Source organism: Falsochrobactrum ovis (assembly GCF_003259955.1).
GTDB classification, from domain to species: Bacteria; Pseudomonadota; Alphaproteobacteria; order Rhizobiales; family Rhizobiaceae; genus Brucella; species Brucella ovis_A.
Map to the genome: position 1 here is coordinate 304,876 of NZ_QLMK01000003.1, position 14,401 is coordinate 319,276.

A 14,401-nucleotide genomic window follows, 5' to 3' on the forward strand; every position below is an offset into this window, starting at 1 on the left:
TTCTCACTCATAATGCGCAGGAAACGCAGCCTTGCACTTGGGTTCCTTCCAGCGCCATCTGGCGCAGGCGGATGTAATAAATCGTCTTAATGCCTTTTTTCCACGCATAGATCTGGGCGCGATTGATGTCACGGGTGGTTGCCGTATCCCGGAAAAACAAGGTTAGCGACAGGCCTTGATCGACGTGCTGGGTTGCAGCTGCATAGGTATCGATGATCTTTTCTGGTCCGATTTCATAGGCATCTTGATAATATTCAAGATTGTCGTTGGTCATAAACGCAGCCGGATAGTAAACGCGCCCGATCTTGCCTTCCTTACGAATTTCAATTTTTGAAACGATCGGATGGATCGAGGAGGTCGAGTGATTAATATAAGAAATTGAACCCGTCGGCGGCACGGCTTGAAGATTTTGGTTATAAAGACCGCCTTCCATCACCGATTTTTTGAGCTTGCGCCAATCTTGCTGGGTCGGAATGGTTATTCCGGCATCTGCAAAAATCTGCCTGACCTTCTCAGTGGCTGGCTCCCAAGTCCGGTCAGTATATTTGTCAAAATAATCGCCCGAGGCATATTTTGATTTTTCAAAGCCTTTAAACGAGCGGCCAGCTTCGATAGCCAAGAGATTGGATGCGCGAATGGCGTGATAAGTCACCGTGTAAAAGTAAATATTGGTGAAATCTATGCCCTCTTCAGAGCCATAAAAAATCCGCTCACGCGCCAAATAGCCATGCAAATTCATTTGCCCCAGACCGATTGCGTGGCTTTCGTCATTTCCACGCGCAACTGAGGGCACAGAGCCGATTTGGCTCATATCGGAAACAGCACTTAATGCTCGGATTGCAATTTCAATAGTCTTAGCAAAGTCTGGAGAATCCATTGCCGCAGCAATGTTGAGCGAACCCAGATTGCAGGAAATATCCTTTCCGAGATATTGATAAGACAGATCTTCGTTGAACAGGCTGGCTTCGCTGACCTGAAGAATTTCCGAGCAAAGATTGCTCATGGTGATGCGTCCATCAATCGGGTTGGCGCGGTTCACCGTATCTTCAAACATGATGTAGGGATAACCGGATTCAAACTGGATTTCCGCCAATATTTGAAAAAACTCGCGCGCTTTGATCTTCTTTTTAGTGATGCGCGCATCATTGACCATTTCATGGTATTTTTCCGAAACGGAAATCTCGGTCAATGGCACGCCATAGACGCGCTCCACATCATAAGGCGAAAACAGATACATATCTTCGCCATTCTTCGCCAATTCAAAAGTAATATCGGGAATAACCACGCCCAGCGAAAGCGTTTTGATGCGGATTTTTTCATCAGCATTCTCGCGTTTTGTATCAAGAAATCGCATAATGTCTGGGTGATGGGCGTGCAGATAAACCGCCCCCGCTCCCTGGCGCGCACCAAGCTGATTTGCATAAGAAAAACTGTCTTCAAGCAGCTTCATTACTGGAATAATGCCGGAAGACTGGTTCTGGATTTGCTTGATCGGCGCACCCGCTTCCCGAATATTGGTCAGGCTCAGCGCCACGCCGCCACCACGTTTTGAAAGTTGCAGCGCCGAATTTATCGAGCGACCAATTGATTCCATATTGTCTTCAACGCGCAGCAAAAAGCAGGAAACCAGCTCGCCGCGTTGCTTTTTTCCCGCGTTTAAAAATGTTGGCGTAGCTGGCTGATAACGGCCTGATAGGATCTCATCGACGATTTGACGCGCCAGTTCTTCATTGCCACGCGCGAGCGTCAGAGCCACCATGCAAACGCGGTCCTCATAGCGTTCGAGATAACGCTTGCCGTCAAAAGTTTTCAGCGTGTAGCTGGTGTAATATTTGAAAGCGCCCAAAAATGTGGGAAAGCGGAACTTCTTCGCATAGGCATGATCAAACAGATCGCGCACGAAATTGAAGGAATATTGATCCAGAACTTCATGCTCATAATAGCCTTCTGTCACCAAATAATCGAGCTTTTCTCGCAAGTTATGAAAAAAGACAGTATTCTGGTTCACATGCTGAAGAAAATATTGCCGCGCAGCCTGACGATCTTTATCAAGCTGGATTTTCCCCTCGTCGTCATAAAGATTTAGCATGGCATTAAGCGCATGATAATCGAGCTCAAGATCCGACTTATTCGATTTTCGCTGTGCCGTTTGCACAGTTTTCTCGTCTGCGCCATGTAGTTTTTCATTCTGACGTTCGAGATTTATAATTGCCGTGTCCAAAATCTTTCCATCCCATTTCTGACATTGCCAATATCTTCATCCGTGCCCAGCAACTCGAAGCGATAGAGGTAGGGCACCTGACATTTGGCTGAAATAATCTTACCGGCGAGGCCAAAGCCTTCGCCAAAGTTGGAGTTTCCTGCGGCGATTACGCCGCGAATAAGAGCGCGGTTTTCTGCAATATTGAGAAAACGAATGACCGGCTTTGGCACGGCACCTTTATATCCGCCACCGCCATAGGTGGGGGTCACCAGCACAAATGGTTCGCGTACCCGCAGGCCTTTTTCGCCTTCATTGACTGAACGCATAGCGATGCGCTCTGCGCGCATGTCCAGCCGCATAACAAAGCGGTGCGTATTCTCTGAACTGCTAGAAAAATAAACGATCTGGCCCATGGCACACTAACCCAGCGCGCTAATCATATCGGGCCGAAATCCTGCCCAGTGGGTATCTCCAGCAATCACTACGGGCACCTGACGATAGCCCATATTTTGCACCATATCGAACGCCGCTTGATCGCGAGAAATATCAATAACGGCATAGGAAATGCCGTGTTTATCAAGCGCACGAGTGGTTGCGCTGCACTGCACACAGGCAGGCTTGCTATAGACGGTGACGGACATTTTATCCTCTTGAATTAGCTGGCTTATTTTCAGGAAAAGCGCCATCATTCGCCGTGATGACGGCGCGAAAATTGAGTAAAGATGTGGTTGCTGGTCAGACGTAATAGCGTAACCAGCTGACAAAGGGCCGGCGGCAAACCAATTTATGATTGTAGATTAAATTCGACATGCTCTTCACCCCGAAGCTAGTGGCGGGGTTGTGCGAGCCGTAATCATGGCAATTGCCATATATTACGCGCCAGCCGGACACCCGCCCGTGGACGTTTTGTTCAGGGCAGGTCTCCTGGCTCGCGCTTCATCGCTCTTTCCCGCCTTCCCGGAATTTCCGGTGGCATATTGGGCAGAACTCATCGCTCACAGTTGCGGGGGCAGCTCCGGAATTGAACATTATTAATGTCCGCACCGGATTCCCATCTTAGCTCTCAATTTTACGAATCGAGAGAACCTTGAACACTAGATATAGTAGTTCAATTAAAAATAACGTCAAGAATTTGTATGCCGCTCAAAACCTATCCAAAGCTTTGAGCAGCTGATAAAAGAGAATTACCGATATTTTTGGTACTTACTGAGCGCTGGCGATAGCCGCTTCCAGCCGCGACTGGACCCGCTTGGGCTTTTTAGCTGAAACGATTTCATCCAGATTTGCAGGATCGTCCCCGACCACGATAAGGCCCACCATTCCCATAGCGTAATGCGGCGTGCACTTGATAAAATATGCGCCCGGCTCGGTCACTGTGACCGTAAATGTTTCATTCAACTTGCTTTTGAATGGCTCCGCGCCTTCCGGAATCATCCCTTTTACCGACTCGACATAATGTCCCTTATCCACCGGCAGAAAGGTGATGGTGTCGCCGGGATTGGCTTTAATGTAAGCTGGCTCAAAAACCATGGCGCCTTCCGCACCCTTATTGAGCATTTTAACATCAATATTCGCAGATTGAGCCGCGGCGGCGGGTAAAAACAACGCAGCTGCGGTAAACAGAGTAATTATAATATTGCGCATTTCAGATCGTTCTCCAGCTTGTGCCCGTTCGAAACCCGTTCGAAACCATTGCGAATAGGCAAACCATACTAAGAGGCTAATCCTGCCAAGCGGTCGCGGCCTTGATGCTAATCAAACGGCTTTAAAAACCGTCATTTATTATGCTTGGAGGCCTTGGAAAAGCCATCCTTCCTTCTGTAACGCCGCAAGAAAACAGTGTCACCTGAATAAATCGTCTCAGCGGCGATTAATCCCAATCAAGGTTTTTATCTTTTTATAGCAATAAGTTAGCTTAATAAACATAAAGAGAGCGCGAAAAAGTGATCGAGTTTTGTATGGAATATTAACATTTCGTTAACCACAGTTTGTTGCAATGTGTTACAAAGCGTTACGAACTGTGATTGAGGTAACGAAATTGGACATGACAAGGCAGCACAGCAAGCTTTCACCGTCTGCAAAGGGTAGCACTGCCGTGTCTGCAATGACCAGTTTTTGGGGTTTAATGAGCGCTTATTGGATTTCCGAGCGCTGGAAAGAAGCCTGGAGCCTGACAGTTTCGATTTTCCTGCTGACGGCTTTCATCAGTAAAACTACTGTTTGGGTCGCCGAAGCCTCCGGCCATTTGATGAATTCTATCGTCAATGTGAATTCTGCACCTGTTCAAAACCCTTTATTGCTGGTGGCGACCCATGCGGGCGTTCTGATCCTGCTGATGCTGGCAAAAGACGTCTGTCTGGTGGGTTTTCGTCATTTCCTTTCCACGACATTGCATCGCAAATGGCGCAAATGGCTCAATGACAGGTTTTCCAACGCGCTTCTGGACCGCAATCACACCCATTTTCATCTTCAGCAAGGCAGGGGCGTAGATTTGCCCGACAATATCGACCAGCGCTTGCAAGAATCCATAAAAGGCATGACCGGCGGCGCTATTGGCCTTGTCATGGGGATCGTCGGCGTTGTTTTGTCCGCCTTTTTTGTGGGCCAAAAACTGATTGAAATCTCGACCGAAGTTGAAGGGCTCGAAGTTCTCGGATCCTATGGCGGTGCATTGCTCGCTTTTGCGGCGATCATAATCTATGTGCCGATCGGAACTTATATAGCCATTACAATTGGTCGTCGGCTGGAGCGGCTCAATCTTGGTATGCAAAAGGCCGAAGGATCATATCGTGGTGAATGGACCACGCTTTTGCGTCGTAGCTTCCAGATTTCAGCATCGCAGGGCGAAAATGTTCAACGAAGCGTAAACAAACGTCTTTACAAAGACGTTGACGGTACATGGAACAAGCTGAACCGGTTTGACGCTGCTTATCTTGCTTTTTCTCAAGCCTATGGCTTCATGTCCAATCGCATCATTGCCTATATTCCGGGCCTCATGCCTTATATGAGCGGCGCTGTCAGTTTCCGAAATTATGTCACCGGCGCGGAATTGGTTGCGGCAATGATCAATGATTGCTCGTGGTTTATTCAGGTCATGCCTGCCATTGCCAACCTGCGCGCCAATGCAGGCCGCGTGATGGGGCTGGCACAAGCCATTGAGAATGTACAAGAACCCACCGAATTTTATGCGCGCTCGGGTGTTAATCGCTTCCAGTTTTCAACACAGCATCCGCGTTTTGGCTTATCCATACGCAAACTCGCATTAATGCAAAGCGCCGATAGCGACGTGCCATTCCTGCGTTCGGGCCTGATCAATATTCATGAAGGTGACTGGGTCTATATGAAGGGTGCTTCAGGCTCAGGAAAAACTTCATTTATCAAAGCGTTAAATGGTTTTTGGGCCTATGGCTCTGGCCATATCATCTATCCGGAAAACGCCCGAACGATCTATGTGCCGCAAGAAGCAAAGTTCCCTTCTGTCACGCTCAAACAACTTGTCTGCCTGCCTGACGATGAGGCGCAATTCAATGATCTGGGTGTGGCGGCTATTTTACACCAAGCCGGTTTGGGCGAATTTATCCACCGCATGAATGATATGGATGCCGATGGCAGCCCTTGGGACATGGTGCTTTCAGGCGGCCAGAAGCAAAAAGTCATGTTGGCGCGGATATTGCTTCATAAACCCTCGATCATCTTTCTGGATGAGGCGACCGGCGCACTGGACCCTCAAGCGAAGATGGATTTTCACACTGCGCTTAAACAACAATGCCCCAATGCGATGGTTATCAGCATCATGCATGAGGATAGACTGCCCACGCTAGAAAATGGCGAAAATGTTTATTCGCATGTCCTTGAGATCGTCGACGGCTATGTATCTTTGCATCCGGTTGGATTTCCAAAACCAAACCATTTGCCGCTCATCGCCGCGGAATAGATTGCGCCCTGATAAGCCGGGCAGCTTTGCGCCAGCGCAGCTCGCCTGCCCGCTCCCTACGCTCGTGCTCCGCTAGCTCATCTTATTTACGCGAAACGTCTTTCAATCATCAAATCGGATGATCGACTTGCCTCGCGTAATGTCCATCACCAGCTGGGATAGATCGTCCTGAGCGGCGATTGGCATCGCTCCTTTGATAACGACACCGGAAGCGGTGAAATCCTCTTGCGAAATAACAAGATTATCTACAGAGGTCAGCCGGGCTTTCAACAGCGCATGATCGGAAAAATCACAATCAAAGGAAAAGCCGACCATCGGAATGACTTCCGACTTTTCCGCTTGGCGCAAACATAAGGCAGCAGTGCCGCCATAGGCGCGGATCAGCCCGCCGCTACCAAGCAGAATTCCACCAAACCAACGCGTGACCAGCACCACAATGTTATCGAGCTCTTGGCCGTCAATCGCCTGAAGAATAGGTTTACCAGCCGTACCGCTTGGCTCGCCATCATCGCTGAAACGATAATTCTGCCCCATGCGCCAGGCCCAGCAATTATGTGTCGCTGCCGGGTCAGAATTTTGCGCAAGAAACTCCTTAGCCGTCTCTTCATTGGCAACGGGCGCAGCAAGCGCCAAAAAGCGGCTTTTCTTGATTTCCTGAGCAAAGGTTTCAATGCGACTAATGGTGAACATGAGGCCCCTGTGACAATTTTTCCTTGTCCCCTAGCATTTTACGTTGCGGATGACGACCCTTCTGACATTGCCAACACATTGCACCAGAAGTCCGGACCGTATAAGCCAATCTAGAAATGACCTGCAACTTTATGCTCATATCCGCAACAATCAGGAGCTGGCGATGTTTGACTTGATCGTGAGAAATGCAAATCTACCCGATGGGCGCGAGAAGCAGGACATTCTGGTCAAGGATGGCAAAATCGAGGACGTTGTGCCCTCGAATGCCGAACACCAAGCTGCCAAAGAAATCGATGCGAGCAACAGGCTCGTCACCCCACCATTCGTTGATCCGCATTTCCACATGGACTCGACTCTTTCGCTTGGCATGCCAAGGCTGAATATGTCGGGCACGCTGCTGGAAGGTATTCAAGTATGGGGCGAATTAAAGCCGCTTCTGACCCGTGAAGCGATGGTTGAACGGGCCCTTCGCTATTGCGATCTCGCTGTCAGTCAGGGCCTGCTTGCCATTCGCAGCCATGTCGATGTCAGCGATCCACGCCTGCTAACCGCGGAAGCGATGATTGAGGTGCGTGAAAAGGTAAAACCTTACCTTGATCTGCAATTGGTTGCTTTCCCGCAGGATGGTTATTATCGCTCGCCCGGCGCTATTGATCTGGTCAATCGTTCGCTCGATATGGGGCTGGATGTTGTGGGTGGTATTCCGCATTTCGAACGCACAATGGCCGATGGCGCAGCTTCGCTTGAAGCCCTTTGCCGCATAGCGGCTGAACGTGGCCTGCCTGTCGATATTCATTGCGATGAATCCGATGATCCGATGTCGCGCCATGTCGAATCGCTTGCAGCGGAAACTGTCCGTTTTGGTTTGCAGGGTCGCGTGTCAGGCTCGCATCTGACTTCCATGCATTCCATGGATAATTATTATGCAACCAAGCTCATCGCGCTTATCGCCGAAGCGAAGATGAATGCGATACCCAATCCGTTGATCAATATCACGCTACAAGGCCGAGCTGACACCTATCCGAAGCGTCGCGGTATGACGCGGGTTCCAGAACTGATGGCAGCGGGTGTTAATGTCGCTTTTGGCCATGATTGCGTGATGGACCCGTGGTATTCGATGGGATCGGGCGACATGCTCGAAGTCGGCCACATGGCGCTTCATGTCGCACAGATGACGACAATTGAAGGCAAACGTCAGGTTTTCGATGCCCTCACCGTCAATTCTGCCAAGGTTTTGGGCCTTGAGGGTTACGGAATTGCAAAGGGTTGTAATGCCGATTTTGTTGTTTTACAGGCTCGCGATCCGCTGGAAGCACTCCGTTTGAAGGCGAACCGTTTGGCTGTTGTTAGACGCGGCAAAATCATCGCTGAAAACGCACCGCGAGTGTCTAGATTGAACATTGAAGGACGCCCCGAAACCGTAGACGCGGCCGATTACGCACCGTTAAACTGACCAATTATTTCTTATCGCTTGAATTCAGTTTCATTTAGGCAAGAATAGATCTGCTGCCTGTGAAACCTTGTGTTTAAAAATGAGCAGCCGGAGTGCGGGATGTCGCACGCCGAAAAACCATAGAGGGGTTCATATGACCAAACTTCTAGGAAAACAGCGTTTTACCCGCCGCACCATTCTCGCCGTTTCGGCGGCCATGTGTGCGACTGCACTGACAAGCGGGGCATTTGCCGCCGAGGAAAAGCTTAAAGTCGCCGGGGTCCACGCTTCACCGGTTGAAAATGCATGGAATTCACGTGTGCATGAAGCCCTTCAACAGGCTCATGACGATGGCGTGATCGAATATGTCTTCTCCGAAGGCATTTCGGCCAGCGATTACCCGCGTGCGCTGCGCGAATATGCCGAACAGGGCATCAAGCTTATTGTGGGCGAATCCTATGCGGTGGAGCGTGAAGCCCGACAAGTCGCTGGTGATTATCCAGAAACCACTTTCATCATGGGCTCTTCTGGCAAGCCACATGGCGATAATTTCGGTGTCTTCGGCACTTGGAATCTTGAATCGGTCTATCTAGCCGGCATGCTCGCCGGTTCGGTGAGCAAAACTGGCACTTTTGGTGCCGTGGGCGCGGTTCCGATTCCAGAAGTGAATATGCTGATCAATGCTTTCCGCGAAGGCATTTTAGAAACCCGTCCGGATGCAAAGTTCACTGCTTCGTTCATCGGCACTTTCTTTGATCCACCAAAAGCCCGCGAAGCTGGGCTTGCGCAAATCGATGCGGGTGCAGACGTTTTATTGGGTGAGCGTATTGGCACTGCGGATGCCGCAAAAGAACGTGGCGTCAAGTCGGTAGGCTCGCTGCTCGATTACACACCGCGCTATCCGGACACGGTTTTCGCAAATGCTATGTGGTATTTCCGTCCGATTCTGGATGCCGCCATCGCTGATGTGAAGGCAGGCAACAAAACGGGCAAGGATTACACTGAATTCAGCACCATGAAAGAAGGCGGTAACGATATTATTTTCGTTGAAGGTGTAGCCACGCCTGAAGCCGTGGAGAAAATGGAAGCACGCCGCGCTGAGATCAAGGCTGGTACTTTCAAGCTTGAGGCCAATACGGCAGAGCCAAACTGATCTGAGCAGGTGCGGGGCAGATGAGCGGGGATATAAAGCAGCAGGATGCAACGGCTCTCGCCACAGCGATTGCCGCCGGTATTTTATCTGCTCAAGAAGCCATGCAACACGCCCTTGAAGCTGCAGAAAAATGGCGTCATCTGGGCGCCATTTCTCACCTAAATGCTGAACAGGGCCTCGAAAATGCCAAAGCGTTGGATCAAGATCAAACGAGCGCGCCATTCAAAGGCGTGCCGTCGCTCTTTAAAGATCTAGGCGGGCCCTGCGCGGGACTGCCAATCCGGCTCGGCTCTCAGGCATTCGCGGATGCTCCACCAGAGCCTGATTCCATTCTTGCAAAAAGACTGCGTAATGCAGGACTTAACTTTTTTGGGACAACAACTGTTCCTGAATTTGGCTTGGCGCTAGCCAGCAAACCTGCCACAGGCCCCATCGCCCGCCATCCTTTTGATGAAACGCTCTCGCCTTCAGGTTCATCGGGCGGAGCTGCGTCTGCCGTCGCCTGCGGCATTGTCGCTATCGCCCATGCAACCGATGCAGGTGGTTCCATCCGTGTGCCCGCTGCTGCCTGCGGGCTCGTGGGCCTGAAACCAAGCCGTGGCGCGATACCTTCGGGTCCGTATTTTGGTAATTATCTTGCTGGCATTGCCAGTGAGTTTGCGCTCTGCCGTTCGGTCCGAGATGCCGCCACGCTCCTGCCGTTGCTCGCTGGCAAAGGCGAAAGCTTCCTGCCCGACCCTGCAATGATGGACGGCGATGTGAGGCAATCTCTGCGCGTTGGCGTGGTGAGCGCCGACCTTGCCAACTGGCCGATTGCGTCTGAACGCATGCAGGCTGTTGTAGATGCAGCCCGCGCGCTTGAAGCGCAGGGCCACGCGATTGTAGAAATTCCGGTCGAGAAACTGGAGCCGTTGATCAAAGCCAGCGCTTGTGCTTTTGATCGCATTATTTCCGTCAATCTGGCTTATGCAGTTGATGCATTTGCGATTGATGAAAACAAGCTTAAACCGCTGACGCGCGCGGTTGCCCAACGCGGGCGCAATTTTGCTGCCACCACGCTTTATGCGGCAATGAATGATGCAGTTAATTCCACTCACGCTTTCTGGCAGATTTTTCGAGATATTGATGTCCTGATCACGCCGATGCTTGCCAGCGCACCCTTGCCGCTTGGCGCATTCGCCATGGACCATGATGATGTGGACGCGCATTGGAACAAGATGACCGCCTTTGCACCCTATGCGGCGCTGGGCAATATTTCGGGTTTTCCGGCCCTTTCTATGCCTTTTGGCGAGGATGCCGATGGAATGCCATTACCAATTCAGCTTATGGCTCCGATTGGAGCAGATGCTTTGCTGCTTAATCTTGCAAAACGATTAGAGCAGGAACAACACTGGCGGCATAAATTTCCCATAGCGGGGTTGAACCAATGAATAGCACCGTCCTTGAACTGCAAAACATCACCAAGCGCTTTGGCGCATTAACTGCCAATGATGATATATCATTACGACTTGAACGCGGCGAAATTCTTGCGTTTCTCGGCGAAAATGGTGCTGGCAAAACCACTTTGATAAATATTTTGTTCGGTCATTATGTACCGGATGAAGGGCGTGTATTCGTTAAAGGGGGTGAAATCCCCCAAGGTAAACCGCGTGCCGCTATTGATGCTGGTGTCGGCATGGTGCATCAGCATTTCACGCTGGCGCCCAATCTCACGGTCCTTGAAAATATCACCACTGGCACCGAAAGCCTCTGGAAACTGAAATCTGATCGAGCTGGTGCGCGTCAGAAAATTACCGCAATTGCCAAAAGATTTGGCCTGAAAGTCGATCCCGATGCTCGCCTTGGCGACCTGTCAGTGGGTGAGCAGCAGCGTGTTGAAATTCTCAAGGCGCTTTATAATGATGCCGATATTCTGATCCTTGATGAGCCTACTGCGGTTCTTACCACACAGGAAGCCGAAGGGCTTTTTGCAACGCTGAAAGAAATGGCGCGACAGGGTCTTTCACTGATCTTTATTTCCCACAAGCTGCATGAAGTTATGTCTGCCGCAGATCGCATTGTCGTGCTCAGAGGCGGCAAGCTAGTTGCCGAACGAAAAGCAAGCGAAACCTCCAAGGAAGAGCTGGCCGAATTGATGGTGGGCCGTCGCGTTTCGCGCCCTTCACGAGCAGCGGCAACGCCGGGCGAAGTTCTGCTGGAAGCGCGTAATATCTCTGTCATTGAGAACGGTGCGGCGCGTTTGAGCGAATTAAGCTTTAATGTACGTGCTGGCGAAACTCTTGGCATTATCGGCGTTTCCGGCAATGGTCAGACAGCGCTGGGCCGGTTGGTTTCGGGTCTTTGCCGCCCATCCACAGGCTCGCTTGTGATGTTTGGAGAAGAGGTCAGCAAATTTGACCCACGCAGTTTCGTGACCAAAGGCGTCGGGCGTATCCCGGAAGATCGCAATGCCGAAGGCGCTATCGGCGATTTGACACTGTGGGAAAATGCCGTGCTTGAACGCGCGCGTGATCCGCGTTTTTCCAACGGCATTCTGGTCAATCGCGACGCTGCGCGAGAATTTACCGATCAGATCATCAAGGATTTTGATGTGCGCGGGGGCACGCCCGATAGCCGGATTCGTCTGCTTTCTGGCGGCAATATGCAAAAGCTGATTTTGGGCCGTAATCTGATTACCGCGCCGCGCATCCTAATTGCAGCCCAGCCGACACGCGGATTGGATGAAGGCGCTGTTGCGGCCATTCACCAGCGTATTCTTGAAGCGCGCGCGCAAGGCGCGGCAGTATTGCTAATTTCCGAAGATCTCGATGAAATCATCGGCCTTGCCGACCGGGTTCAGGCCATTGTGAAAGGCCGACTATCACCCCCCATAGATGCAGAAGCCGCTTCTGCACAGCGGCTTGGTTTGATGATGGCGGGTGAATGGCAGCAAGCAGATTTGCAAAGCGGGAAAGGGCTAAATTGATGCGGATCGAACGACGTGAAACAAGATCCGTGGCGCTGGTCGCCATATGCCCGATCATTGCAATATTGAGCGCTTTCGTGCTTTCGGGCCTATTGGTTGCAAGTGCGGGCGCACCGGTTTTCGAATCCTTCCGCCAGATTGCCATTGGCGCATTTGGCAATCGCTTATCAATCAGCGAAACACTGACGCGTGCAACGCCGTTAATGCTGACTGGGCTTGCGGCAGCGGTGGCCTTTCGTTCAAAACTTTGGAATATCGGCGCTGAAGGCCAGCTCTATATGGGCGCATTGGCAGTGGTTGCGCTGGGGATGCATTTGCAGCTGCCCGGACCGATCTTAATCCCTGCACTACTCATCGCTGGCGCTGTTGCAGGCATGATCTTTCTGCTTATCCCGCTTGGCCTGCGCTTACGTTTTGGGGTCGATGAAGTCGTCACCACTTTGCTTTTGAACTTCGTCGCAGTGCTGTTCGTCTCAATGATGATCGAAGGGCCGATGAAAGACCCGCTAGCCTTTGGCTGGCCGCAATCTGAGCCGGTTCCTGAAGCGGCTGTTTTGCCCAAAGTCATGTCGGGCATGCGGCTTCATATTGGGCTGTTCATTGCCATCGCTCTGGCCGTTATCATTGCCTATGTGCAAAAATATACGGTGTTTGGCCTTGAAACCAAAGCAGCCGGTATCAACCCGCAAGCGGCGCGTTTTGCTGGTATTCCGCTGGGGCGCACTTTGGTCAAAGTCGCTTGTATTTCCGGCGGATTGGCAGGGCTTGCCGGCGCGATACAGGTTATGGGTGTCAAAGAATATGTCACCACCGATCTGTCACCGGGCTTTGGTTATTCCGGGATCATTGTGGCCATGCTAGCCAATCTCAACCCGATCGGCGCGATCTTTTCCGCACTTTTCGCTGCGGCGATGTTTGTCGGCGCAGATGGTATGAGCCGGGCAATTGGAATACCTTCCTTCATCGCCGATGTTACCGTTGCCCTTTCACTGCTGACCATGTTGGTCGCGCTGTTCTTCACTCAATACAGGATCGCCCGATGAACGAATTGATGGATATCCTGCTTTCAGCCGGCCTATGGGTCTCGGTATTGCGTATCGCCACGCCGCTTATTTTTGGCACTCTGGGCGCATTGTTTTGCGAGCGGGCGGGCGTGCTCAATCTTGGTATTGAAGGCATTATGACCTTTGGCGCGATGATCGGCTGGCTAACCGTTTTCAATGGCGCAGATTTGTGGGTCGGCGTCGCGGTTGCAGCCGCATCGGGTGCAATGTTCGGGCTCTTACACGCAGCTCTTACCGTTCCGCTCGGCCTATCACAGCATGTTGTTGGACTTGGCATTACGCTTTTTGCTTCAAGCTTAAGCTATTTCCTGTTCCGCTTGCTTGTGCCGCTGGCCTCCACGCCCCCTAGCGTAACACCTTTTGCACCCATACAGCCGGAATTCCTGATGAAAATTCCATTCATCGGGCAGGTTCTGGGTGCACAAACCGCGCTAACATGGATTGCCATTCCGCTTGCTCTCGTGCTTGCCTATATATTGTTTAAAACGCCATTGGGCCTCGCCATTCGAATGACGGGCGAAAATCCGCATGCCGCAGAAGCACAAGGCATCAACCCGATTCGGGTACGCATCTTTACCATCATGTTTGGCAGCGCTTTGATGGCGGTTGGCGGATCATTTCTTACCCTCTCCGCCTTTAACAGCTTCTTCCCCACCATGATGCAGGGACGTGGCTGGGTTTGTATCGCGCTGGTGGTTTTTGCCTCTTGGCGTCCGGCACGCGCCTTGTTTGGTGCGTTGCTTTTTGCACTCTTTGACGCCTTCCAGCTGCGCTTGCAAACCGTCTATGGCAAAGTCGTGCCCTATCAGCTTTTCCTGATGACCCCTTATATCATGTCGATTGTAGCGCTGGCGGTCATGGCGCGTCGGGCGCGGGTTCCACAGGCATTAATGCAGCCTTACCGGCGCGGTGAACGCTAGGATCAAAAGGAAAACCGATTAAACATCGAAAAGAAACGGC

12 protein-coding genes and 1 riboswitch are annotated in these 14,401 nt (G+C 51.3%); of the genes, 7 read left to right on the top strand and 5 right to left on the bottom strand.

Annotation, left to right across the window (positions count from 1 at the left end):
* Positions 1–7: 7 nt before the first annotated feature.
* From nrdE to C7374_RS06985, 4 genes are all read right to left on the bottom strand, one after another.
* On the bottom strand, positions 8–2,221 hold the full coding sequence (nrdE, locus tag C7374_RS06970; protein ID WP_111574882.1) for a class 1b ribonucleoside-diphosphate reductase subunit alpha: 2,214 nt from the start codon (positions 2,219–2,221) through the stop codon (positions 8–10).
* Complete coding sequence (gene nrdI / locus C7374_RS06975; RefSeq protein WP_111574883.1) at positions 2,203–2,616, bottom strand: class Ib ribonucleoside-diphosphate reductase assembly flavoprotein NrdI; 414 nt, start codon at positions 2,614–2,616, stop codon at positions 2,203–2,205. Before nrdI ends, nrdE begins: the two co-directional genes overlap by 19 nt.
* 6 nt (positions 2,617–2,622) lie before the next feature.
* On the bottom strand, positions 2,623–2,844 hold the full coding sequence (nrdH, locus tag C7374_RS06980) for a glutaredoxin-like protein NrdH (RefSeq protein ID WP_111574967.1): 222 nt from the start codon (positions 2,842–2,844) through the stop codon (positions 2,623–2,625).
* Positions 2,845–3,100: 256 nt separating this feature from the next.
* A riboswitch (cobalamin riboswitch) is annotated at positions 3,101–3,308 on the bottom strand.
* A gap of 98 nt (positions 3,309–3,406) precedes the next feature.
* Entirely contained in the window at positions 3,407–3,847 is a 441-nt protein-coding gene (locus C7374_RS06985) for a pseudoazurin (protein ID WP_111574884.1), read from the bottom strand.
* A gap of 400 nt (positions 3,848–4,247) precedes the next feature.
* On the opposite strand from C7374_RS06985, the gene C7374_RS06990 reads away from it, so the two are divergent.
* On the top strand, positions 4,248–6,137 hold the full coding sequence (locus C7374_RS06990; RefSeq protein WP_111574885.1) for an ABC transporter ATP-binding protein/permease: 1,890 nt from the start codon (positions 4,248–4,250) through the stop codon (positions 6,135–6,137).
* A 102-nt stretch (positions 6,138–6,239) separates the two neighbouring features.
* Here the strand turns inward: C7374_RS06990 and C7374_RS06995 are convergent, their stop codons facing one another.
* Positions 6,240–6,827: an IMPACT family protein gene (locus C7374_RS06995; RefSeq protein WP_111574886.1), complete on the bottom strand. Its 588-nt coding sequence runs from the start codon at positions 6,825–6,827 to the stop codon at positions 6,240–6,242.
* A gap of 163 nt (positions 6,828–6,990) precedes the next feature.
* Here C7374_RS06995 and C7374_RS07000 point away from each other — a divergent pair, with 163 nt between their 5' ends.
* The 6 genes from C7374_RS07000 (at position 6,991) to C7374_RS07025 (ending at position 14,361) form a co-directional block, all read left to right on the top strand.
* Entirely contained in the window at positions 6,991–8,280 is a 1,290-nt protein-coding gene (locus C7374_RS07000; RefSeq protein WP_111574887.1) for an amidohydrolase family protein, read from the top strand.
* Between the two features lie 133 nt (positions 8,281–8,413).
* A complete protein-coding gene (locus C7374_RS07005) occupies positions 8,414–9,412 on the top strand; it encodes a BMP family protein (RefSeq protein ID WP_111574888.1) in 999 nt (332 codons plus the stop codon).
* A gap of 20 nt (positions 9,413–9,432) precedes the next feature.
* Positions 9,433–10,842 (top strand): amidase, encoded by a 1,410-nt coding sequence (locus tag C7374_RS07010; protein ID WP_111574889.1) that lies wholly within the window; start codon positions 9,433–9,435, stop codon positions 10,840–10,842.
* Positions 10,839–12,377 carry an ABC transporter ATP-binding protein gene (locus C7374_RS07015; RefSeq protein WP_111574890.1) on the top strand — a complete coding sequence of 513 codons (1,539 nt, stop codon included), beginning with the start codon at positions 10,839–10,841 and terminating at the stop codon, positions 12,375–12,377. The genes C7374_RS07010 and C7374_RS07015 overlap by 4 nt, the downstream gene beginning before the upstream one ends.
* On the top strand, positions 12,377–13,420 hold the full coding sequence (locus tag C7374_RS07020; protein ID WP_111574891.1) for an ABC transporter permease: 1,044 nt from the start codon (positions 12,377–12,379) through the stop codon (positions 13,418–13,420). Before C7374_RS07015 ends, C7374_RS07020 begins: the two co-directional genes overlap by 1 nt.
* Positions 13,417–14,361, top strand: coding sequence for an ABC transporter permease (locus tag C7374_RS07025; RefSeq protein WP_111574892.1), 945 nt, complete (start codon positions 13,417–13,419; stop codon positions 14,359–14,361). The genes C7374_RS07020 and C7374_RS07025 overlap by 4 nt, the downstream gene beginning before the upstream one ends.
* Positions 14,362–14,401: the final 40 nt, after the last annotated feature.